Origin of the sequence: Iamia sp. SCSIO 61187, from assembly GCF_019443745.1 — a bacterium.
Taxonomy (GTDB): domain Bacteria; phylum Actinomycetota; class Acidimicrobiia; order Acidimicrobiales; family Iamiaceae; genus Iamia.
Genome location: NZ_CP050948.1, coordinates 3,306,895 through 3,328,004, shown reverse-complemented (window position 1 = coordinate 3,328,004; position 21,110 = coordinate 3,306,895). Strand labels below are relative to the sequence as shown.

Annotated in this window: 21 protein-coding genes and 1 other RNA gene; 8 read left to right on the top strand and 14 right to left on the bottom strand. The window is 75.8% G+C overall.

Annotated features, from left to right (window positions below):
- Positions 1 to 4 precede the first annotated feature (4 nt).
- The gene (locus HC251_RS15840; protein ID WP_219941561.1) at positions 5 to 1,093 is read right to left on the bottom strand and encodes a DUF2510 domain-containing protein; all 1,089 of its coding nucleotides are present in this window, start codon (positions 1,091 to 1,093) and stop codon (positions 5 to 7) included.
- Positions 1,094 to 1,243: 150 nt separating this feature from the next.
- Here HC251_RS15840 and HC251_RS15835 point away from each other — a divergent pair, with 150 nt between their 5' ends.
- A complete protein-coding gene (locus tag HC251_RS15835) occupies positions 1,244 to 1,987 on the top strand; it encodes an adenylate/guanylate cyclase domain-containing protein (protein WP_219941560.1) in 744 nt (247 codons plus the stop codon).
- A gap of 253 nt (positions 1,988 to 2,240) precedes the next feature.
- Here HC251_RS15835 and HC251_RS15830 read toward each other — a convergent pair whose 3' ends face one another.
- Positions 2,241 to 2,786 (bottom strand): septum formation family protein, encoded by a 546-nt coding sequence (locus tag HC251_RS15830; protein WP_219941559.1) that lies wholly within the window; start codon positions 2,784 to 2,786, stop codon positions 2,241 to 2,243.
- A gap of 313 nt (positions 2,787 to 3,099) precedes the next feature.
- Here HC251_RS15830 and HC251_RS15825 point away from each other — a divergent pair, with 313 nt between their 5' ends.
- Positions 3,100 to 3,513: a hypothetical protein gene (locus HC251_RS15825; RefSeq protein WP_219941558.1), complete on the top strand. Its 414-nt coding sequence runs from the start codon at positions 3,100 to 3,102 to the stop codon at positions 3,511 to 3,513.
- Between the two features lie 35 nt (positions 3,514 to 3,548).
- Here the strand turns inward: HC251_RS15825 and rnpB are convergent.
- The 8 genes from rnpB to HC251_RS15785 form a co-directional block, all read right to left on the bottom strand.
- Positions 3,549 to 3,917, bottom strand: an RNA gene (gene rnpB / locus HC251_RS15820) — RNase P RNA component class A.
- Between the two features lie 64 nt (positions 3,918 to 3,981).
- Positions 3,982 to 5,031, bottom strand: coding sequence for a ferritin-like domain-containing protein (locus tag HC251_RS15815; protein ID WP_219941557.1), 1,050 nt, complete (start codon positions 5,029 to 5,031; stop codon positions 3,982 to 3,984).
- A 6-nt stretch (positions 5,032 to 5,037) separates the two neighbouring features.
- Complete coding sequence (locus HC251_RS15810; RefSeq protein WP_219941556.1) at positions 5,038 to 6,054, bottom strand: twin-arginine translocation signal domain-containing protein; 1,017 nt, start codon at positions 6,052 to 6,054, stop codon at positions 5,038 to 5,040.
- A gap of 32 nt (positions 6,055 to 6,086) precedes the next feature.
- Positions 6,087 to 7,538: an FGGY-family carbohydrate kinase gene (locus tag HC251_RS15805; protein ID WP_219941555.1), complete on the bottom strand. Its 1,452-nt coding sequence runs from the start codon at positions 7,536 to 7,538 to the stop codon at positions 6,087 to 6,089.
- Complete coding sequence (locus HC251_RS15800) at positions 7,535 to 7,885, bottom strand: hypothetical protein (protein ID WP_219941554.1); 351 nt, start codon at positions 7,883 to 7,885, stop codon at positions 7,535 to 7,537. The genes HC251_RS15805 and HC251_RS15800 overlap by 4 nt, the downstream gene beginning before the upstream one ends.
- Before the next feature lie 161 nt (positions 7,886 to 8,046).
- Positions 8,047 to 9,564, bottom strand: a complete 1,518-nt coding sequence (locus HC251_RS15795; RefSeq protein WP_219941553.1) for an FAD-binding oxidoreductase — start codon at positions 9,562 to 9,564, stop codon at positions 8,047 to 8,049.
- A gap of 99 nt (positions 9,565 to 9,663) precedes the next feature.
- Positions 9,664 to 11,379 carry a glycerol-3-phosphate dehydrogenase/oxidase gene (locus HC251_RS15790; RefSeq protein ID WP_219941552.1) on the bottom strand — a complete coding sequence of 572 codons (1,716 nt, stop codon included), beginning with the start codon at positions 11,377 to 11,379 and terminating at the stop codon, positions 9,664 to 9,666.
- 45 nt (positions 11,380 to 11,424) lie between these two features.
- On the bottom strand, positions 11,425 to 12,591 hold the full coding sequence (locus tag HC251_RS15785) for a PLP-dependent aminotransferase family protein (protein WP_219941551.1): 1,167 nt from the start codon (positions 12,589 to 12,591) through the stop codon (positions 11,425 to 11,427).
- A 372-nt stretch (positions 12,592 to 12,963) separates the two neighbouring features.
- Here HC251_RS15785 and HC251_RS15780 point away from each other — a divergent pair, with 372 nt between their 5' ends.
- The 3 genes from HC251_RS15780 (at position 12,964) to HC251_RS15770 (ending at position 14,607) form a co-directional block, all read left to right on the top strand.
- Complete coding sequence (locus HC251_RS15780; RefSeq protein WP_219941550.1) at positions 12,964 to 13,629, top strand: SDR family oxidoreductase; 666 nt, start codon at positions 12,964 to 12,966, stop codon at positions 13,627 to 13,629.
- Positions 13,630 to 13,847: 218 nt separating this feature from the next.
- Positions 13,848 to 14,096 (top strand): WhiB family transcriptional regulator, encoded by a 249-nt coding sequence (locus HC251_RS15775; RefSeq protein ID WP_219941549.1) that lies wholly within the window; start codon positions 13,848 to 13,850, stop codon positions 14,094 to 14,096.
- Positions 14,038 to 14,607 (top strand): GNAT family N-acetyltransferase, encoded by a 570-nt coding sequence (locus HC251_RS15770; protein ID WP_219941548.1) that lies wholly within the window; start codon positions 14,038 to 14,040, stop codon positions 14,605 to 14,607. The genes HC251_RS15775 and HC251_RS15770 overlap by 59 nt, the downstream gene beginning before the upstream one ends.
- 27 nt (positions 14,608 to 14,634) lie before the next feature.
- Here HC251_RS15770 and HC251_RS15765 read toward each other — a convergent pair whose 3' ends face one another.
- Together HC251_RS15765 and HC251_RS15760 are read right to left on the bottom strand one after the other, a co-directional pair.
- Complete coding sequence (locus HC251_RS15765; RefSeq protein WP_219941547.1) at positions 14,635 to 15,234, bottom strand: GNAT family N-acetyltransferase; 600 nt, start codon at positions 15,232 to 15,234, stop codon at positions 14,635 to 14,637.
- Positions 15,231 to 15,803 (bottom strand): AAA family ATPase, encoded by a 573-nt coding sequence (locus HC251_RS15760; protein WP_219941546.1) that lies wholly within the window; start codon positions 15,801 to 15,803, stop codon positions 15,231 to 15,233. The genes HC251_RS15765 and HC251_RS15760 overlap by 4 nt, the downstream gene beginning before the upstream one ends.
- 30 nt (positions 15,804 to 15,833) lie before the next feature.
- Between HC251_RS15760 and trpD the strand changes: the two genes are divergently transcribed.
- A complete protein-coding gene (gene trpD / locus HC251_RS15755) occupies positions 15,834 to 16,910 on the top strand; it encodes an anthranilate phosphoribosyltransferase (protein WP_219941545.1) in 1,077 nt (358 codons plus the stop codon).
- On the opposite strand, the gene HC251_RS15750 is transcribed toward trpD, so the two are convergent.
- Positions 16,907 to 17,572: a hypothetical protein gene (locus HC251_RS15750; RefSeq protein WP_219941544.1), complete on the bottom strand. Its 666-nt coding sequence runs from the start codon at positions 17,570 to 17,572 to the stop codon at positions 16,907 to 16,909. The genes trpD and HC251_RS15750 overlap by 4 nt on opposite strands.
- A 133-nt stretch (positions 17,573 to 17,705) precedes the next feature.
- Complete coding sequence (locus HC251_RS15745) at positions 17,706 to 19,436, bottom strand: DEDD exonuclease domain-containing protein (RefSeq protein WP_219941543.1); 1,731 nt, start codon at positions 19,434 to 19,436, stop codon at positions 17,706 to 17,708.
- Between the two features lie 68 nt (positions 19,437 to 19,504).
- On the opposite strand from HC251_RS15745, the gene HC251_RS15740 reads away from it, so the two are divergent.
- A complete protein-coding gene (locus HC251_RS15740) occupies positions 19,505 to 19,726 on the top strand; it encodes a hypothetical protein (RefSeq protein ID WP_255566441.1) in 222 nt (73 codons plus the stop codon).
- Positions 19,727 to 19,744: 18 nt separating this feature from the next.
- The gene (locus HC251_RS15735) at positions 19,745 to 21,100 is read left to right on the top strand and encodes an NYN domain-containing protein (RefSeq protein WP_219941542.1); all 1,356 of its coding nucleotides are present in this window, start codon (positions 19,745 to 19,747) and stop codon (positions 21,098 to 21,100) included.
- The last annotated feature ends 10 nt before the right edge of the window (positions 21,101 to 21,110 follow it).

The window sequence follows — 21,110 nt, the reverse complement described above, 5'->3', positions numbered from 1 at the left end:
CGCCTCAGACCTCTCGTCGGCCGCCGGGGACGGCGGCGCCGAGGGCGAGGAGCACCGCCGAGGCCACGATGGCCCACGCCCCCAGGGCGAGGTCGACGCTGGCGAACCCGCCCAGGAGGTCCTCGACGTTGTTCCGCAGGACGACGATGCCGCCCAGGGCGAAGAGCACGAGCAGGCCGAGGCCGAGGAAGGCCAGGATGCGCCCGCCGATGCCGTGGAGCAGGAGGCCGACGCCGGCCAGCACCGTGGAGACGAACATCACCACGCCGGTGAAGACGGCGGTGCCGGTCAGACGATCCTCGGCCTCGGACTCCAGCATCGTGGCGGCGTCGCCCCCGATGAAGGTGGGGTCGGCCTGCTCGACGGGGATGGCGGCCACGCCGACGGCGATCAGGGCGACCAGGCCGACGACGGCCAGGACGAGCCCGATGGTCCCCATGGCGCGCGACCCGAGCGCCTTGGCCAGGGCCACGACACCACCGACGGCGACGATGAAGTAGGCGATGTTGATCATCAGCCCGCTCGCCACCGCGCCGAACACGCCACTGTCGTCGACGTCCCGGCGGGCGTCGGCGAAGTCGAGCTCGTTGCCGCCGATGTCGAGCCACGGGAGGGCGAACAGGGCCGCCACGCCGACACCGATGCCCAGCACGGCCAGCAGCAGGCCGATGATGCTGACCTTGTCGACCCGCTTCCGCTTGGGGGCGGGCGGTGCCCCGCCCCACGCCCCGCCGTCGGAGCCAGGGGGCGGGCTCGGGCTCCAGGACCCGGCGGCCGCGGGGCCGCCCCAGCTCGGTTGGCCGGCCGGCGGGGCCGGGGCAGGTCCCGCCTCGTGGTCCCCGGGCCACTGGGCCGGCTCGTGATCGGCGGCGGGCGCGGTCGACGAACGGGCCGGCGGCGGCCCGATCTGGATCTCGCCGTCGCCGCCGCCCCCGGGGCTGCTGCCCGGGCCGGCGGCGAGGCTCTGCGCCCCGTCGTGGTCCACCGACTGGGCGCCGGCTGCGTCGGTGACGTGCTCGGTCCAGCGCGACCCGTCGTGGTAGCGCTGACCGGGCCGCCCGGTCGGGTCGGGGTGCCATCCGGCGTCGGTCATGGGGCCCTCCAAGACGGTTGCGGCGACGCCGCCCTCGGCGTCGGCCCGCAGTCTCGCGGGTCGCGCCGCGTCGTGGGGCCGATGCGGGAAGCTGCTCGGGAACGAGGACGCACCCTGGTCGTCGGTCGCCGTGGGCCATACGTTCTCGGCATGGCGAAGCCACTCGACTGGCATGCGCTGCTCGTCGACGGGTACGAGCCCCTGAGGATGGCGCAGCGCGTGTTCCGGCGGCTTCCCCACGGTCCCCGGTGCAAGCTGTGCCAGAACCCGTTCGGGGGCGTCGGGGGCCGGCTGATGGGCCTCGTGGGACGCCGGCCGTCGCGCAAGAACCCGAACCTGTGCCAGTACTGCTTCGACCACCTGCCGCCCGGGGGGATCGAGCTGGACGTCGGCGTGGTGTTCGCCGACGTGCGGGGGTCGACCACGATGGGGGAGCAGCGCACCGCGACCGAGTTCGCCGCCGCCCTCAACCGCTTCTACGCGACGGCGACCGACGTGGTGATCCGCCATGACGGGATGATCGACAAGCTGGTCGGGGACGAGGTGATGGCGCTCTTCGTCAGCGGCCTCGCCGGGCCGGACTACCGCCGGCGTGCCGCTCTCGCCGCGCTGGACCTGGCGACATCGGTCCAGGAGCTCCCCGTCGGCGTCGCGGCCAACGCCGGCACGGCCTTCGTGGGCAACGTGGGATCGGGAGCGGTCATGGACTTCACCGCGCTGGGTGACGCGGTCAACGTCGGTGCCCGATTGCAGTCGCACGCGTCACCGGGCGAGGTCGTGCTGGCGGCGGAGCTCTTCGCCCTGGTCGCAGCCGACCATGCCGGCGCCAGGTCCGATTCCGTCGAGGTGCGCGGTCGACGCGGGCTGGTCGACGTCGTCGTGGTCGAGGTGTGATCGCTGCGACTCCGGGGTGGGCGGGCGAGGTGAGCGCGGATCGGCGGGTGCCGCCGCCTGCGGTGCTGCCCCTCACCCGTCGCTCGCCCTCGCCCACCCGATCGGGTGATCGCCGCCGCCTGAGGCAGGCCCCGGGCGGCACGTGCAGAACCGGAGTGGGTGATGGTGGCGGATCCCTGCTCCGGCTCGGCGACGAGTCGGAGGGGGAGGGGCTGGGACCCGTCACCATCGGCCCGCCCCGGCGGGCAGCGGGTCAGCCGTCGACGATGGGGGCGGTCAGCGGAGCGCCGGAGGCGTCGATGACGAGGCACACGGCTCGGACCACGAGGGTGCCCGGCGTCTCCTCGAGGATGTACGAGGCCACCCGACCGGGAGCGGCGTAGGGCGCCAGCTCCTGGTCGCAGGTCGCCTGGGCCGAGGCGTCGACGTCGTCACCCGCGATGGTGGTGATGGCCCGGATGCCGGTCAGCGCCTCGGCCGCGTGCGGTGACGTGCAGTCGACCGTGGTGACCTCGGTGAAGGTGCCGTCGGGGATGGTCCCGATGCACTCGCCGGCCGTGAGGTCCTGCCACGGCTGAGGTCCGGTGGCCGCCGGGGCCGTGGTCGGAGGGGACGTCGTCGTGGTGCTCGTCGTCGCCGCCTCGGTCGACGAGGGGGCCGAGGTCGAGGTGGTGGCCTCGTCCGGCTCGGAAGCCGTGGAGGCCTCGGTCGCCGGGGACTGGTCGGTGGCGCCGTCGTCGTCGCCACCGCACGCGATGAGCAGCACAGCCCCGGCCCCGAGCGCTCCCGCAACCCTCATCCACTGCCTCATCCCGGCTCCTCGCTCCCCCCCCCAGGTCTCGTCGGCCACGTCTAGCAGGGTTCGACGGGCGTCCGCCGTCCGCCGTCCGGCGATCGACGGTCAGGGGCGGTGAGCCGACCTCCCGCAGGGTCCGGTCCGGAGCGGACGTCGGCGCCCTCGAGGGCGTCAGCCCGGGTGCCCCCCACGGACACGGCGGCGAGGGCCGAGGGCCAGCCGGTGCCGCCGAGCGCGACGCGCCCTCACCCTTCTGACGGATCCGACCACAGCAGGGCGCACGTACGGTCCAGCGGTCGCTTGAAGGGGGGGGCTCGTGCGCCGTCTCGCCATGATCCTGGTGGCCGCGTCGATCGTCGCTGCGTGCCAACCACCGCAACAGCTCGAGATCGACTTCACCATCCGCAGGAACGGGACCATCACCGTCGACGGCGGCGGCGACAGGTACCTGACGTTGTCCGGTGTCGTCGCCTGCTCCGGTGGGACCCCGGACAACCGGGAACCGTTGGACCTGTTCGTCACCCTCGAGCAGGGGACCGTCATCGACACAGGCATCGAGCTCCACGAGCGGTGCTCGGAGCCCAAGGTGTGGACCCAGACGGCCCCCTTGGAGTCGGCGATCCAGCCCGGCCAGGTGTCCGTGACGATCACGGCGTGCACCAACCCTGGCTTCCCGATCGACGAAGACTGCGCTGAGGACAGCGAGATCGTCACCGTCACCTCCGCCTGATCAGCGCCGAGGTCACCTCGGTCGACGTGTGCGTGGTGGTGAGCTGCCCTGTAGGCGGGGTTCTGTTCCCCGGTCCCTTGCGGGGGTCCGGTTCGGTGACCATCCATCTGTGCGGCCCACCTGGGACGTGACGGGCGGGCCACCCTGTCCCTGTTCGGCCTTGCTCCCGGTGGGGGTTGCCGAGCCGCCGTGGTCGCCCACGACGCTGGTGCGCTCTTACCGCACCGTTTCACCCTTGCCTGTGCTCCGGATCGCTCCGAGGCCATCGGCGGTCTGCTCTCTGTTGCCCTGAACCGACAGGTCGCCCCGTCCTGGCTCGCGCCAGCACCGTGCCCTGGGGAGCCCCGACCTTCCTCAGCGAGCCGGACCGAGGTCCGGCCTGCCGCGGTCACCCGGACAGCTCACCACCAGGGACCACCCTACGCCTCCCGCCGCATGCCTCCCGCCGGACGGTCGGCCAGGGGAGGGTCAGCCCTCGCCGTCCTCCTGGGGCGAGCCGGCGTCGGCGCCCTCGTCGGGCGAGTCACCACCGCCGTCCTCGGCCTCCTCGCCACCCTCCTCCTCCTCGCCGCCGGCGGCGGCCGGCTCGGCGAGGGCGTCGCCGCCGTCCATGCCGTCGGTGACGAGCATGTGCTCGGGGAGGCGGGCGGGGCCGGAGGTGTCGAGCACCGGGCCCTGGGCGGCGTCGGCGCCGCTGGGGTCGAGCAGGAGGGACAGCGCCACGCCCTGGCGAGCGGCGACGGCGCCGATGGTCATGGCGCTCGCCCGCAGGGCCGGCGTCGTCAGCGTGCCGGCGCCCCACCCGTAGGTACCGGCGGCGACGTCCTCGAGGGTGCGGGCGAAGAGCAGGACCGAGCGCTGGGTCGTCAGGTCCGCGAGCTGCGGGGTGACGACGCCCTCGATGATGCCGTTGTTGGGTTCGCTCACCGGCTCGCCGCCGGCCTCGCTGATCAGCTCGACGAGGGCCTCGGAGTGGGCCTGGTGGCGGTCCCGCAGCAGGCTGAGGGCGGCCTCGGCGCCGGCGTCGTAGGTGACCTCGCCGGGCAGGGCGAGGTCGCCCCCGCCGCCGAGGAGGGCGTCGTAGACGTCGACCATGGCCAGCTCCATGGTGCGAGCGGTCCGGAAGACGAGGGCGTCCTGGAGGGCGCCGTCCTCGGGCGTCGTCGTCTGCGGCGGGGCCAGGGTGGTCTCGGCCGGCTCGGGCTCGGTCACGCCCGTCTCGCTGGGCGGCGCCGACTCGTCGTCGCTGCAGGCGGCGAGCACGGCCGCGGCGACGACGCCGGTGGCGCCCAGGCGGAGGAAGTCTCGGCGACCCTCGGGGCCGTCACCGGCGGCGGTCCGCCGGCGGGCCAGGACCGAGGTGGCCCGCTCGCGCCACGTCGCCACCGTGGCGTCGCGCCGGGCCTCGGCGACGAGCGCGTCGATGTCGCCGGCGGCGAGGCCGATCGGGGCGTCGGCGGCCGGAGAGGCGCCAGCCGGGTGGCCCGGGTACACGTCGTCGGGATGGATCTCGGCCACTGGTGGTCAGCCCTCGCTCTCGGGGTCGCTGGCGCTGCCGCCGGCGTCGGTGCTGCTGCCGTCGTCGGCGCCGCCACCGCTCGCCTCGGTGCCGTCGGCGGGGGTCCCACCGGTGTCGGTGTCGGGGTCGGCGCCCTCGCCCCCGGCGCTGCCCTCGGGCTGCTCGGACCCCGTGTCGCCCGGGGTGTCCTCGGTGTCGGGCCCGGACTGGGACGGGTACTCCGCCTGGGTCAGGGCTCCGTCGGTGGTCTGCTCCTCGGGGATCAGCTCCTCGAGCGGGACCGGGGTCGGCGCCACGGTGCCGAGGACGACGGCGTGCTGGGCCACGACCGGGAGGGCGGTGGCGACGAGCTGGGCGTCGGTCGAGTCCTCGATCTCGCCGAGGGCCTCGAGGTGGGTCGCGGCGATGCGCTCGGACAGGTCTCGCAGGAGCTCCAGCACGGCGGCCTCGTCGGCGGCCGAGGAGAGGCCGCTGCGGACCTCGGTCAGGAGGGTGGAGTTGGGCGCCTCGACGACGACCTCGAGGCCGGCGTTCATGGCGGTGGCCTGCTGGGAGTGGTGCGAGCCGAAGACGCGCAGGACCTCGACCACCGGCTCGGCCAGCGGCGGCACCTCGATCGGCGGCAGGGTCGTGGTGGTCGCGTCGCCCGAGGCGTCCTCGGACTCCTCGCCCTCGGAGGCCCCGTCGGTACCCTCGTCGCCGGCGGCGGCCCGGAAGGCGGCCGCCCCGGCCAGGGCGATGCCGGCCAGGAAGGTGATGCGCTCCTGGTCCGGGGTGAGCTCGGGCCCGGTCTCGGACTCGGTGCCCGCCTCGGTCGTCTCGGTGCTCGAGTCGCCACCGCTGTCGCCGTCCTCCTGGGCGCCGGCGCCGGGGACCAGGCGGTCGAGGGGGAGCAGCTGGGTGCCGACCGCGGCGGCGGCGCCGCCCAGGGCGACCTTCTTCAGGAAGGACCGACGGGTCGCATCGCCGTCGAGGGCGTCGGCCGCGACGGCGGTGGGCTGGGGCCGGGGTGGGTGCAGCACGATCGCCCTTTCTAGTGCGGAGGCGTCGGTGGTCAGAAGTCGAGGCTCGACAGGTCCGGGTGCCACCGCTCGGCCCGTCGGATGGCCTCGGCCCAGCGCTCGCGATCGAGCGGCGCACCGGGTTCGACGGCCGCCCGCGGCGACCACAGCGCCGCCAGCTCGTCGGTGTCGCTCCAGATCCCGACGGCCAGACCCGCCAGGTGGGCGGCGCCGAGGGTGGTCGCCTCCCGCTCGGGGGAGACCTCGATCGGGCGCTGGGTGGCGTCGGCCAGGGCCTGCACGAAGGTGGGGTTGTCGCTCATGCCGCCGTCGATGCGGAGGGTGGCGATGGCGCAGGCCCCGTCGGCCTCGGCCGCCTCGAGCAGGTCGGCGCCCCGGTGGGCGACGCCCTCGAGCACGGCCCGCACGATCTGGGGGCGGCCCGACCCGCGGCTGATGCCGAGGAGCGTGCCCCGGGCGCCGTAGTCCCACTTCGGCGCGCCCAGGCCGAGGAGGGCGGGCACGTACCAGACCCCCTCGGTGTCGTCGCAGCGCTGGGCCACGGCGTGGGACTCGGCGGCGTCGGCGATGAGGCCCAGGTCGTCGCGCAGCCACTCGACGTTGGTGCCGGCCGAGAGCATGGCCGCCTCCACGCCCCAGTGGACCTCGCCGCCGCGGCCCCACGTCACGATGGGGAAGCCCCCGGCCGGGCCGCGGGCGGGGAAGTCGGGGCGCTGCTCGACGCACACGTCGAGCATCCCGCCGGTGCCGAAGGTGGCCTTGGCCTGGCCCGGGGCGAAGCACCCCTGGCCGACCAGCGACGCCTGCTGGTCGCCGGCGATCCCGGCGATCGGGGGGGCGCCGTCGAGGGCGGTGGCCGCTCCGACCACGCCCGTCGAGTCGACGACCGTCGGCAGCAGCGACCGGGGGATCCGCAGCCGGTCCAGCACCTCGTCGTTCCAGTCCGAGGCGTCGAAGGTCGTGAGCCCGGTCAGGGCGGCATTGGTGGGGTCGGTGACGTGCAGGGCCCCCTCGGACAGGGTCCAGGCGATCCACGTGTCGACGGTGCCGACGCACAGGTCCCGGTCGCGATCGGGGTCGACGCGGCCGAGGATGTCGTGGACCTTGGTGGCGGACAGGTTGGGGGCGATCCGGATGCCCTCGCCCGCCAGCCCCAGGCAGGTGCCGATCGTCCGCAGGTCCTGCCAGCCCAGCCCCGGGGCCACCGGCTCGCCCGTGGCCCGGTCCCACACCAGCGTCGACGCCCGCTGGTTGGCGATGCCCACGGCGTCGACCGGGCCCCCCTGGGCCAGGGCGGCCCGGGCGACCTCCAGCACCGCGGCCGCCATCGCCGGACCGTCGAACTCGACCAGGCCGGGCGCGGGGGAGTCGGGCAGCAGGGGCCGAGCGTGGACGTGGCCCACGGCCGAGGTCCGATCGACCACGGCGGCCCGCAGGCTGCTGGTGCCCACGTCGATGACGAGCAGACGTCCGGTCGCGGTCACGCGTCCCTCCGGGGGGTGGAGACCCGCTCGGTGCGGGCCAGGAGGCCCCCGGCGCTGCCGGCGAGGCCGGCGACGAGGGCGGTGGCGATCCAGGTGAGGGGGTTCAGGTCCTCGCCCCGCACCAGCGAGGTGACGATGCCCACGGCCTGGAGGATGAGGGCGCACCCGACGCCGGCGGCGGCGCAGGACGCGACCGAGGCGGTGATGTCCAGACGGCGCACCACCCACCCCGCGAAGCAGAACCCGAGGATCTGGACCACGGCGATGGCGATCGCCGGCCCGCCGGCCAGGTCCCCGTCGTCGTCGGCGAGCAGCAGGCCGGCGACCGCCGCCGGCCCCACGAACACCAGCCCGTTCAGGGCCCCCTTGCCCGCCAGCGACCAGGCGATCGTGCCGTCTGGTCGGCCTCGGCTGGGGCCTCGCCCTCCTGTGCCGTCTGGTCGGCCTCGGCTGGCGCCTCGCCCTCCTGTGCCGTCTGGTCGGCCTCGGCTGGCGCCTCGCCCTCCTGTCACGGCCACGACGGCTCGCCGAAGGGGGAGGGCAGGCCGAGCTTGCCCGGGTTGAGGATGCCGTGGGGGTCGAGGGCGGCCTTGGTCGCGGCCAGCACCTCGAACGCCGGGCCGAGGGCGTCGCGCACGAACCGGGCCCGGTTGAGGCCCACCCCGTGGTGGTGGCTGAGCGACCCACCGGCGGCGAGGACGGCGCGGGTGCCGGCGTCCCAGGCGGCCCGGTAGTAGGCCGAGCGGGTGTCGAGGTCGGCCCCCTCGCCGGGGTTGGCGGCGAAGGTGAAGTAGAGGCAGCCGCCGTCGAGGTAGCTGTGGGACTGGTGGGCGGAGGCCACGAGCGTGCCCTCGACGCCCCGGATGGCCTCGGTGGCGGCGGTGTAGATCCCCGGGAGGGCGGCCCACGTGCCGGTCACCTCCATGGTGTCGACGACGTAGCCCCGGCTGATCAGGGCCTCGAGGGCGGCCACGTCGTTGCGCTTGCCCAGCCAGTGGTCGACCAGGCCCACGTCGATCGGGGCCGCCGCCGCGCACTCCTCGGCCACCACGGCCATGCCCGCGTCGACCAGCCCGGGCTCGCCCTCGTCGAGCACCAGCAGGTCGTGGGTGCCCTCGGTGCCGTGGTTGCGGTTCGACTCGACGTCGTCGTAGAGGCGGAGGACCGCGGGGGTCGCGCCCCGGCGGAGGATGCGGCGCATGGCGTCGAGGGCCTCGGCGAAGGAGGCGAAGCCGTAGGCCGCCTTGGCCACGTGCGTCGGCACGGGGTGGGCGGTGAGGCGGACCCCGGTGATGACGCCGAGGGTCCCCTCGGAGCCGACGAACAGCTGGGTCAGGTCCGGCCCGGCGGCCTGGCGGGGCTGGCCGCCGGTCGTGATCCGGCGACCGTCGGCGAGGACGACGTCGAGCCCCTGGACGATGTCCTCGATCTTCCCGTAGCGGGTCGAGTACTGGCCCGCCCCCCGGCAGGCGACCCAGCCGCCGACGGTGGCCAGGGCCATCGACTGGGGCCAGTGCCCGACGGTCAGCCCGTGGGTGCCCTGGAGCTCCTCCTCGAAGCGGTCGCCGAAGGTGCCGGGGGCGACGTCGACAACCAGCGAGGCGTCGTCGACGTCGCGGATGCCGCTGAGCGCGGTGGTGTCGAGCACGACACCGCCGAACACCGGGACCGACGCGCCGCACACGCCGCTGCGCCCCCCGGCGGTGGTGAGCGGGACCCGGGCCTCGTGGCAGGCGGCGACGACGGCGGCGACCTCGTCGGTGGTCGTCGGGCGGGCGACGACCGCCGCCCGGGCCGGGACCTGGTTCTCGGTCGCCCAGATCATCGCCAGGGGCCACCAGTCCCGGCTGGCCTCGGCGGTGGCGGCGGCGTCGGTGGTGACCTCGGCGCACACGTCGGCCAGCCGGGCCACGAAGGCGTCGTCGACCTCGACCGCGCCCCCCAACCGGGCCGTCGCCGCGGCCGGGTCCCCGGCCAGGGCGATCGGGGGCGTCGGGGTTCCCGGTCCGGGGCGGAGGTCCGTCACGGGGCCGGACCCTAGCGATGCCCCTCGCGCTCCTGCGTCGCTGGCCGGAGAAGACCTCCCGTCGGTGGCGCGGGGACCGGATCGGGCTCGATCCGGGCGTCAGGCGAGCCGGGTCTGCTCCGTGAGCCGGGGGGAGTCGACCTCCGGCACCGGGTCCGACGCGACCAGGCCGTCGCCGTGGGCGGCGTTGGCCGCCCGCTCGTGGGCCAGGTCGGCCCGGTAGGCCGCGACCTGGGCCGCGACCTCGTCGTCGGACAGCCCCAGCTCGGGGGCGATGAGCCGGCCCACGTCGTCGGCGGCGGCGTCGGACGCGTCGCGGGCCAGCAGCCGGGCCCGGGTGCGGCGGCTGAGGACGTCGTCGACGGTGCGGGCCATCTCGTGGCGGGCGGCGTACACGGCCTCGGCCCGCACGTAGGGGAGCCCCTCGACGAGCGGCTCGCCCAGCGCCGGGTCGCGCTCGATCAGGGCCAGGATCGTGCGGGCCTCGCCGCCGTAGCGCTCGGCCAGGTGGCGGGTGCGCTCGTCGGCGCCGACGGACACGGCCTCGAAGCCCTCGGCGCCCCGGAGGCGCAGCTTGGCCGTGCGGCTGCGCCGGGCCCGGTGGGGCACGGCGTCGCCCAGCCCCTCGACGACGGCGTCGATGGTGTCGGCCGCCATCTCGCGGTACGTCGTCAGCTTTCCGCCGGTGATCGACACCACCCCGGAGGCCGACGGGACCACCTTGTGGTGGCGGGACAGGTCGGCCGTCCGGCCCGACGTGGCCGACTTCACGAGGGGGCGGAGACCGGCCCACGTGCCGACCACGTCGTCCTCGGTGATCGACCCGCCGGTGGCGCCGTTGATGGCCTTGAGCAGGTAGCCGATGTCCTCGGCGGTGCACTGCGGGTCGTCGACCGGGCCCTCGTAGTCGGTGTCGGTGGTGCCGATGTAGGTGACGTCGCCCCACGGCACCACGAACACCGAGCGCTTGTCGCCCGGCACGGGGACGACGGCGGCGATGTCGTTCTGCACCAGCGCCCACGGGACGGTGATGTGCACGCCCTTGGCCGGGCGGATCGAGTCCGGGTGCCGGCCCTCGTCGAGCGCCCGCACGTCGTCGGCCCACACACCGCCGGCGTTGACCACGGCCCGGCAGCGGATCGTCAGCTCCCGGCCGTCGGCCTCGACCCGGGCGGCGACGACCCGACCCTCCGGGTCCTTCTCCAGGCCCACCAGGCGGGTGCCGTTGGCGACGGCGGCGCCGTGGTCGATCGCCGCGGTCCGGGCCAGGGTGAGGGTGAGCCGGGCGTCGTCGGCCTGGGCGTCGTAGTAGAGGTACGACGCCGCCAGCCGGTCGGCCCGCAGCGTCGGCATGTGGGCCTGGGCCTCCTCGGCGCTGATGCGCTCGTGGATCTTGCCGACCCGCCACCCGCCGGTGAGGTCGTACATCCACATGGCCGAGCCCAGGGCGCGGGAGAGCTTGGGGTTCAGGACCCCGCCCTTGCCGGTGAACATGGGGATGAGGAACGGGAGGACCTTCACCAGGTGGGGGGCGTTGCGCAGCAGGCGCTGGCGCTCCCGGAGGGCCTCGTACACCAGGCGGACCTCGCCCTGCTGGAGGTACCGGAGCCCCCCGTGGACGAGCTTGGAGGACTTCGACGACGTGCCCGAGGCGAAGTCGTCCCGCTCGACGAGCCCGACCCGCAGACCCCGCGACGCGGCGTCGAGGGCGCAGCCGGCGCCGGTCACGCCGCCGCCGACGACCAGGACGTCGACGCCGTCGGCCTCCATGCGGCGCAGGGCCTCGGCCCGGTCGAACCAGCCCGGCCCGATCATGCGGCGAGGGGCGCGACGGGGACCAGGTGCAGCATGGCCCCGAGCCTACGGCCGGTCCCCGGGACCCCCCGAACCCAGCACCCCCGCCAACCGCGCCGACGCCTCGGCCAGGTCGGCTGGCCCGAGCAGGCTGCACGAGGCCCGAGCCGCAGTCGGTCCCACCGGATCGACGCAGAAGAGCCCGGGGGCGGCGAGGGCCACGCCGACCTCGGCGGCGGCGGCCACCAGGTCTCCCTCGGTCGCCTTGATCCAGGCGAAGTAGCCGGCGGTCGGTCGTCCGGCCGGGAGGTGGGCGTCGTCGATCCGGCCCAGCAGCACCGCCATCCGCTCCCGGTAGGTCCGTCCCAGTCGGCCGACGATCCGGTCGTAGGCCCCGGACTCGATCAGCTCGGCGACGATCCCGGCGACCAGAGGGTTCGCACCGCCGCCGGAGTGGAGCACCGCGTTGGTCGCCATCTCGGCGGCGTCGGCCACCACGCGGACGAACCCCAGGCGCAGCCCGGGGGCGATCGTCTTGGAGAACGAGCCCAGCCGGATCACCCGCTCGGGGTCGAGCGCCCACAGCGGGGTGACGGGCTCGTCGCCCAGCTCGCCGTAGACGTCGTCCTCGATGATGGTGACCTCGTTGTCCCGGGCCACCTCCACCAGCGTGCGCCTCTCGTCCTCGGGCATCGTCCGACCGGTCGGGTTGCCGTGGGTCGGGCTCAGGTACAGGTAGATCCGGCGGTGCGGGTCGCCGGCCCGGACCCGGCCGACCGTGTCGGCGAGAGAGTCGGCGGCTGGGGTGCGGGCAGGGAGGCCGACGGCCCGCATCCGTCGCTCGGCGATGATCTCGAGGGCGAGGAAGTAGGTGGGCTGCTCGACCAGCACCACGTCGTCCTCGTACCCCGTCTGGGCCAGCACGAGGTCGAGGGCGTGGGAGCTGCCGTAGGTGACGATCAGGTCGTCGCTGGTCGTGGGGGCGTGCACGGCGAGCCGCTCGGCGAGGGCGTGGCGCAGCCGGCCCGAGCCCTCGGAGGTGCCGTAGGACAGCGCTCGCCAGCCGCGATCGGAGAGGACGGCATCGGTGGCGGTTCGCAGCTCGTCGACGGGGAGAAGGGTCGGGTCCGGGTGACCCCAGGTCAGGTCGAGCCGGTCGGTGTGCGGGGTGAACTGGATGTCGCGGTGCCGGGCGGTGGCCACCTCGTCGAGGAAGAGGTCGATCCCGTCCACGGCGCGGGACCCTACCGATCGTCGGACCACGAGGTGCCTGGAGGCTCAGCGGATGGGTCGGTGGTGCTGGTTGCGGTGGCCGATCAGCTTGGCGGTGGGTGCGGATCCGATCACGACCCCGGACGTGGCCGCCGGCACCGTTCTGTCACCGCTACCGGACACCGATGTCGCCTGGCGCGAACAGAACGGCGGTCGAGGCGGCCATCGCCGTTCTGTCACCGCTGTCGGCCAGTCGTGACGCCTGGCGCGAACAGAACCGAGGAATGCGACGGAGGTCGTTCCGAGGAGCGTGACCGCACCAGCCGGCTTCGTGGCCACACCTAGCCGCTGGCGCTCGGCGCGGACCGGCGGGCGCGGTCCTACGGTGGGGAGATGATCGTCGCCATCGTCGGAGGCCACGGGCAGGTCGCCCGGCACCTCACCCGCCTGCTCGTCGCCCGGGGGCACCAGGTCCGCGCCCTCGTCCGCAACCCCGACCACGTCGCCGACGTCGAGGGCGACGGGGCCGAGGCGGTGCTGTGCGACCTCGAGGACCTGGGCCAGGACCTCGACGGGGCCCTCGCCGGCGCCGACGCCGTGGTGTTCGCCGCCGGCGCCGGCCCCGGGAGCGGGGCCGCCCGCAAGCACACCGTCGACCGCGACGGGGTGACCCGCACGGTGACGGCGGCCGAGCGGGCCGGCGTCCCCCGCCTGGTGGTGGTGAGCGCCATGGGCACCGACGACCCGCCCGACGATGACGAGGTCTTCTCCGTCTACCTGCGGGCCAAGGCCGAGGCCGACCGGATCGCCCTGGCGTCGGACCTGCAGGTCACCGTCGTCCGCCCCGGCGGGCTGACCGACGACGAGGGGACGGGCCACATCACCATCGGGCGCCACGTCCCGCCCGGCCGGATCCCGCGCGCCGACGTCGCCGCCGTGGTGGCCGACGTCCTGGCCGACCCGGGCAGCATCGGCCACACGGTCGAGGTCGTGGGCGGCCCGACGCCCATCGTCGAGGCGGTGGCCGAGATCGCCACCTTGCCCGGCGGCCGACCGTGACACCGGTCTGACCAGCGGCGACGGCCGGCGGGCGTTCGGGCGTCGTCAGCACCTCTCGGTCCCCCTCACCGCCCTTCGGGCGCGAAGTGGTCAGGAATGTGAACAGCCGCCAGCGCTCTGGACACGGGTCCTGGGCAGACGCGATGCTCGCCCTTCTGGCCCGAACTGCACCATCTGCCCCCGGGCCGGGGCGAAGCGAGACCTCCGTGACCGATCTGATGAGCGATCTGCCGAGCACCCCGCCGTGGCGCCGCCAGGCCGCCTGCAAGGGGCTCGACCCGACGATCTTCTACCCGAGCGACGACGACGACGAGTGCCTTGACGCCAAGGCCGTCTGCGCCCAGTGTCCCGTGGTCGACCTGTGCCTGGAGCATGCCCTCGGAGTCCGGGAGAAGGAGGGGATCTGGGGTGGGTGCACCGAACGAGAACGGCGCCGCATCATCCGGCAGCGGCGGCGGAGCGCCTGAGGAGGGCGCGCCCCGACCCGTCGTCGGCCGCATCGGCGCCCACGACGGCGACCTTCTCCGGCGGGTCCGGCTCGACGCCATCGCCGAGAGCCCGGGCGACTTCACCACGCGCCTCGACGACGCCCGCGGCCGGCCGGCCGAGGCGTGGGACCGCGTCGCCGAGGTCCACGCCACCGCCGACGACCAGGCCACCTGGTTCGCCCGCGTCGCCGACGACGTGGCCGGCATGGTCAGCGCCTTCCGCACCGACGACGGCGCCGTCACCATGACGTCGCTGTGGTCGGCCCCCGGGTACCGCCGCGTCGGGGTCGCCGACGTGCTGGTCGAGACCGTCCGGGAGTGGTCCGTCGGGACCGGGGCCGTCGAGGTCCGGCAGTGGCTCGTGGAGCGCAACGCCCACGCCCGGGCCTTCCACGAGTCGCTCGGGTTCGTCCCCACCGGCGCCGAGCGGCCCTACGAGCCCAGCCCCGACATCCGCGAGGTCGAGCTCCGCCTCCCGCTCCGGGCCTGAGCCCGTTCTGTCAACCGTCATCCACCGTCACGGTGGACGAGGGTTGACAGAGGCGGGGGCGGGGAGGCGGTAGAGGACGTGGCGGCGGAGGCGGTGGTCGGCCGGCAGGTTCGGGTGGAGGAAGTCGTCGGCCGGGTCGTGGGTCATGCCGAGCTTCTCCATCACCCGGCGCGAGGCCGCGTTGCCCTCCCAGGTCAGCGACACGACCTCGGCCAGGCCGACCCGGGCGAAGCCGTCGGCCAGCGCCGCCCGGGCCGCCTCGGGGGCGTAGCCGTGGCCCCACGCCCGGGTCGCCAGGCGCCACCCCACCTCGACGGCCGGGGTGAACGGGGCGGTGAAGCTGACCGGCCACAGGCCCACGAACCCGACGAAGCCGGCGGTGGCGGCGTCGAGGGCGTCGACCGCCCACAGCCCGAAGCCGTGCTCGGCGAAGCAGGCCTCGATGCGGTCGACCAGGGCATCGCTCTCGACCCGGGTCAGGGGTCCCGCCAGCGTCGCCGTCACCTCGGGGTCGGCGTTCAGTGCCGCGAACGGCTCGCGGTCCTCGTCGCGCCAGCGGCGCAGGACCAGCCTCTGGGTCCGCAGCTCGCTCGGCGTCGATGCCGCCGCCCCCGGCCCGCCGCTCACGGCTCACCCAGGGCGGCGAGGGTCGCCGTCAGGACGTCGGCCGGTGGGAGGTCCCCGTCGACGGTGACGATCGGGACGCCCAGGTCGGGCGGCGGGAGGTACCGCCGCCAGTCGTACCCGTCGGCGTCCATCTCGTCGGCGAAGGCGCCGTCGTGGTGGGCCGGGTGGCGCTCGCCGGCCTCGAAGCGGGCCCGGTAGCGGGCGGCGGCCACGGCCCGGTCGACGGTGACGTGGACGATGGTGGGGCAGGACCGGGCGAAGCGGGGTGCCAGCCGCTCGCGGGCGAACCCCCAGTGCCACGCCGCCTCGACGACGACGGCGCTGCCGGCGTCGAGGTACGCGTCGATGACCCGGTGGAAGTCGTCGAAGGCCTGGCCGCCGACCCGGGCCCGCACCTCGGGGTCCGACCAGTCGATGTCCGGCCGGGAGGCGGCCACCCCGGTCTTGAGGTCGTCGCGCACCACCACCGGGAGGTGGAGGGCCGCCCCCACCCCGCGGGCGAGGGTCGTCTTGCCCGCCCCCGGCACCCCGCACACGGCGATCATCCGAGGTCGAACCGGGGTCACCACGCCCGGAGCGTACGTCTAGGTTCGGACGCCATGTCCGTCGCCTCGCCCGCCCCGATCCCCCTGGCCGACGTGGGGGGCTGGCCGGGCGTGCTCGGCGCCCTCACCCAGCGCCGGGACCTGACGCCGGTCGAGGCCCGCTCGGCCATGGCCGAGATCCTCGCCGGCGAGGCCACGCCGTCGCAGATCGCCGCCTTCATCGTCGCCCTGCGGATGAAGGGCGAGACCACGAGCGAGATGGGCGGGCTGCTCGACGCCATGCTCGCCGCGTCCGAGCGGGTGGACCTGCCCACCCTCGACGGCGTGGTCGACATCGTGGGAACCGGCGGGGACCGGAGCCACTCCATCAACGTGTCGACCATCTCGGCCATCGTCGTCGCCGGCGCCGGCGGCCAGGTGTGCAAGCACGGCAACCGGGCGGCCTCGTCGTCGTGCGGGTCGGCCGACCTGCTCGAGGCCCTGGGCGTGGTCATCGACCTCGGTCCCGAGGGCGTCGCCCGCTGCGTGGCCGAGGCCGGCATCGGCTTCTGCTTCGCGCCCCGCTACCACTCCTCCATGCGCCACGCCGGGCCGACCCGGCGTGAGCTCGGCGTGCCGACGGTGTTCAACATCCTGGGGCCGCTCGCCAACCCGGCGCGCGTGCGCAGGTACGTGGTCGGCGTGGGCGATCCCACCATGGCCGAGCGCATGGCCGAGGTCCTGCTGCAGCACGGGACCGAGCGGGCCTTCGTCGTCCACGGGGGCGACGGCCTCGACGAGATCACCATCACCACCACGTCGAACGTGATCGAGGTGGTCGACGGCGACGTGCGCCCGCTGCTGGTCGACCCGCTGGCGTACGGGCTCGGCCCGGCCCGGCTCGAGGACCTCCGGGGCGGCGACCCGCCCACCAACGCCCGCCTGGCCCGGGCCGTCCTGGCCGGGGACCAGGGCCCGCACCGCGACATCGTGCTGCTGAACGCCGCCGCCGGGCTGGTGGCCGCCGGCCGGGCCGACGGCTACGACGCCGGGATCGAGATGGCCCGGACCTCCCTCGACTCGGGGGCGGCGGCCCAGGCCCTCGACCGCCTGGTCCACACCTCGGTGGCCGCCCGCACCGAGGGCCTCTAGGTCCCCGGGACCGCCTGGCCCGGCGCGGGCTTGCCCAGGTCGGGCCGGGCGACCCGGGTGGGGTCGGTCCCGGTGGCCCGGGCGCCGGTGCCGGTGGACGTGGTGGTGGCGTAGGGGCTCACCCGGTGGACGCCGGCGGCGGACTCGACCTCGGCGACCTCGGACCGGGCCTGCTCCAGCAGGTCGAGCTGGCGGGCCAGGTCGTCGAGGGCGGACTCCTGGCCGCGGGCGATCATGGGCGCCTGGGCCTGGGCGGCCAGCAGTGACACCTGCGAGGCGACCTGCTCGACCTTGCGGACCTGCTGGGCCAGGGCGGCCATCCGCAGGCGCCCCTCGCGACCCTTCAGCCGGGCGGCGATCACGACGTGGGTGTCGAGGGCGACGGCCTCGCGCTCGAGCTCGGCGGTGAGGTCGGCCAGGTGGGCGGCCGAGGGCGCCGCCGCGGTGGCCGCCCGGGCCACGGCGACGGCCGTGCGCAGCCGGCGGTGGAGGCGGGCCCCGGCCGTGGGGGCGCCCATCCACGAGGTCGGGGCCGAGGTCTCGACGGTGGGGCTGACCCGGTTGCGCCGGCGGATCGCTCGGGCCGCCAGGGCCAGGCCGGCCAGCATGACGAGGGCCGACACCAGCATCACCACGAGGAGGATGACGAGCAGCTCGGCCATGGCGTCAGGCTACCCGCCTCCGTTCTGAGCCAGGGTTCGGCCACGGGCGTCGCATGGGTGCCTCAGAACGGCTCGGGTGCCGGTCAGCCGCGGTTCTGAGGCAGGGGTCGGCCACCGGTGGCCCGCCGATGGCTCAGAACGGAACGGGGGCCAGGGCGGGGCGGCGGCCCGGGCGGGGGGCGTCGGCCCGGTCGCGGCGGGGAGCGGGGCCGGCGTCCCGCGGTCGCATCTCCGGCAGCGGCGGCCAGAGCGACACCAGCCCGCCGGTGCTGCTCGCCACCGTGACCCGGCCGAGGGCCCGGTCGAGCCAGGCCGCCACGCACAGCCGCTCGGCGTCGGCCCCCTCGGGGTCGAGGACGGGGTCGGGCGTCGGGGCGCCGGCCACGATGTCGAGGCTGCGCACCTGGCCGTCGGCGCCCCACGCCGCCACCAGCAGCCCGTCCTCCAGGACGGCCCCGGCGCCTCCGGGAAGGGCCAGCTCGGTGCGTCCCGAGGCCCGGAGGGCGTCGATGCGGCGGCGCCGCCGGAGGATCGCCACGACGGCGGCCGCTCGCTCGCGCACCTCGGCCGCCTCCTCGAAGCGCTCGGCGGCGGCGAGGGCGTCCATCCGCTCGGCCAGCGGCGAGAGGATGACGTCGGGTCGGGGGCCCCACCCGGCCCGTACGGCGGCCACGACGCGGCCGTAGACGGCGGGGTCCAGGTCGCCGGCGCACGGGCACAGGGCCCGGCCCAGCTGGGCGGCGGCGCACGGCGCTTCGCGCCGGCCGGCCGCCCCCGAGCACCGCCGGATGGGCAGCGCGGTCTGGACCGCCTCGACGACCCGCGCTGCGGCCCGGTGGTTCGGGAAGGGTCCGAGGTGGTCGGCGGGGTCGCCGCGCACGGCCTTGACCACGGACAGGCGCGGGTAGCGCTCGGGCGTGAGCCGGACCCAGGTCGGCCGGCCCCGGGCCCGCCCCTGCCGGTTGAACCGGGGGTCGAGGCTGCGGATGAGGCGCAGCTCGAGCACCGCCGCCTCCAGGGTGCTCGAGCACACGACGGTGTCGACGGCCTCGGTCTCGCGCAGGAGCTGGCCGACCTTCCGGCGCTCGTCGCTCGAGAAGTACGAGCGCACCCGGGACCGCAGGTCGGTGGCCTTGCCCACGTAGAGCACCCGTCCCCCGCGGTCGCGGAAGCGGTACACCCCCGGGGCCCGGGGCAGGCCCTGGGTCATCTTCAGCTTCGCCGCCTGCGGGTGGCCCGCCATGGTGGGCAGGCCGAGCAGGTCGTCGAGGCCGAGGACGCCGAGCCCGGCGGCCCGTTCGAGCAGCACGTGGAGGAGGTGCCCGGTGGCGAGGGCGTCGTCGAGGGCCCGGTGCGTCGGCCGGTGGGGGAGGCGGAACGCCCGGGCGAGGGTCCCGAGCCGGCAGTTGGGCACCTCGTCGCGGACCAGCCGGCGGGCCAGGGCGCAGGTGTCGACCGACTCGTTGGTGAAGCGGGTGTCGCCGTGGGCCTCCAGCGCCGCGTTCAGGAACCCGAGGTCGTAGCGGACGTTGTGGCCGACGATGACCGCATCGCCCACGAACTCCCGGAGCGCCGAGAGCACCGGCCCCAGGCGGGGGGCGGGGACGAGCATGGCGTCGGTGATGCCGGTGAGGACGGTGATCTGGGGCGGGACCGACACCCCCGGGTTGACGAGGGTCTGGAACGTCCCCAGCTCCTCGCCGCCCCGGAGCCGCACGGCGCCGATCTCGGTGATCCCGCCGTCGGCGGCCACGCCCCCGGTGGTCTCGATGTCGATGACGCAGAAGGTGACCTGGTGGAGCGGGGTCCCGAGGTCGTCGAGGCTGGCCTGACCGAGCACGGCGGAGGGGCGACGAGGCGACACCCGAACGAACGTACGGGTACGTGCGTTCGACGTCAATGGCCGGGACGGGTGGTCGGTACGATGCCGGCGTGACCGGATCGACCACCGCGACGCGGTACCGCTGCACCACCTGCGGGAACCTCACCCGCTTCGACGTCACCGCGACGCGACGCACCCGCTCGTTCCACCACTACACGGTGGGCGGCGAGCTCACCGTCGAGAGCAGCGAGGTGCTGGCCGAGGACGTCGAGTCGGTGGAGTGCGGGTGGTGCGGCCCCAGCGGAGCGGTGGAGACGCTCACCGAGGGCTAGAGGGACCGGGGCGCAGCCATGGTGTCCCCGAACCGCACGGCCCGCACCGCGCTCCTGCGCGAGGTGCTCGAGGTGGCCATCGCCGTGGGCCGGCGGGCCGACGCCGACGGCGTGCCGGTGCCGGGGCGGCTGCGCCCGGTGCTGTCGATGGCGCGGGTCGGCAGCCGGGCCCTCGCCGCCGCCGATCGGGCCGGCGACGACGACGCCTTCCGGGCCCTGGTGGCCGAGGCGGTCGCCCCCGAGGAGCTCGACGACGCCGGGCGGCTGTGGCTGACCCGCCCCCCGGGGTGGGAGGACCAGCTCGAGGAGCTGGTGCAGCGCCAGGCCGACGCCGCCGCCGAGGCCGACGCCCGACGCGCCCTCGACCGCGAGCGGCGGGCCCGGCGCCGGGCCGAGGAGGACCGCGACCGGGCCCGGGCCGACCTCGATCGGCTCCGGGCCGAGGTCGCAGCCCTGCGCGAGGACGTCGAGGCCGCCACCCGCCGGGCCGAGGAGGACGGGGCCCGCGCCGTCGCGGCCGCCGACGAGCGGGCCGCCGCCGTCCGGGCCCTCAAGCGGGAGGAGGCCCTCCACGCCCGCGCCCACGCCGAGCTCCGGGAGGCCCGCACCGCCCTGGCCGCGGCCGAGGCGGCGCGCGCCGCCGCGGTCCAGGCCATCGCCCCGGCCCCGGCGCCCGACCCTGCCGCGGCGCCGACCGCGGCGGCCCGCCCGCCGGCGGGCGGATCGGACCCCGACCGGCCGGCACCGGTCGTCGCCGCCGCACCGGCGGAGCCACCGATCGACCGGGGCGCGGCGGCTGCCGCCGTCGGCTCGGCGGCCCGGTCGGCCGCCGAGCTGGCCCGGGCCCTCGACGCCCTCGCCGCCACGTTCCGCCCGGTGGCGCCCGAGCCGGCCCGCCGTCCCCGCCGCCCCGAGGGCCCCGGCCCGGCCCGGCGGCAGCGCCCGTCGCTCCCGGGCGGGCTCCACGACGACTCCCCCGAGGCCGCCGCCCACCTCGTCCGCCTCGACGGCTGCGCCCTGCTGGTCGACGGGTACAACGCCACCATGGCGACCTGGCCCGGGCGCGACCTGCCCGAGCAGCGGCGGCGCCTGGTCGATGCCCTCGACCAGCTGGAGGCCCGCGTCGGTGTCGACGCCACCGTCGTGTTCGACGGCGTCGAGGAGGCGTGGCGGCGCTCGGCGTCGCGCCGGGTCGACGTCCGCTTCACCCCGGCGGGCGTCGAGGCCGACGACGTCATCCTCGACCTCGTCGACCGGCTCCCCCCGGATCGGCCCGTCGTGGTGGCGTCCGACGACCGGCGGGTCCGCACCGGTGCCCGCCAGCGCGGCGCCCACCCCATCGGCACCGAGCAGCTCCGCTCCCTGCTGGGCTAGGACTCCCACC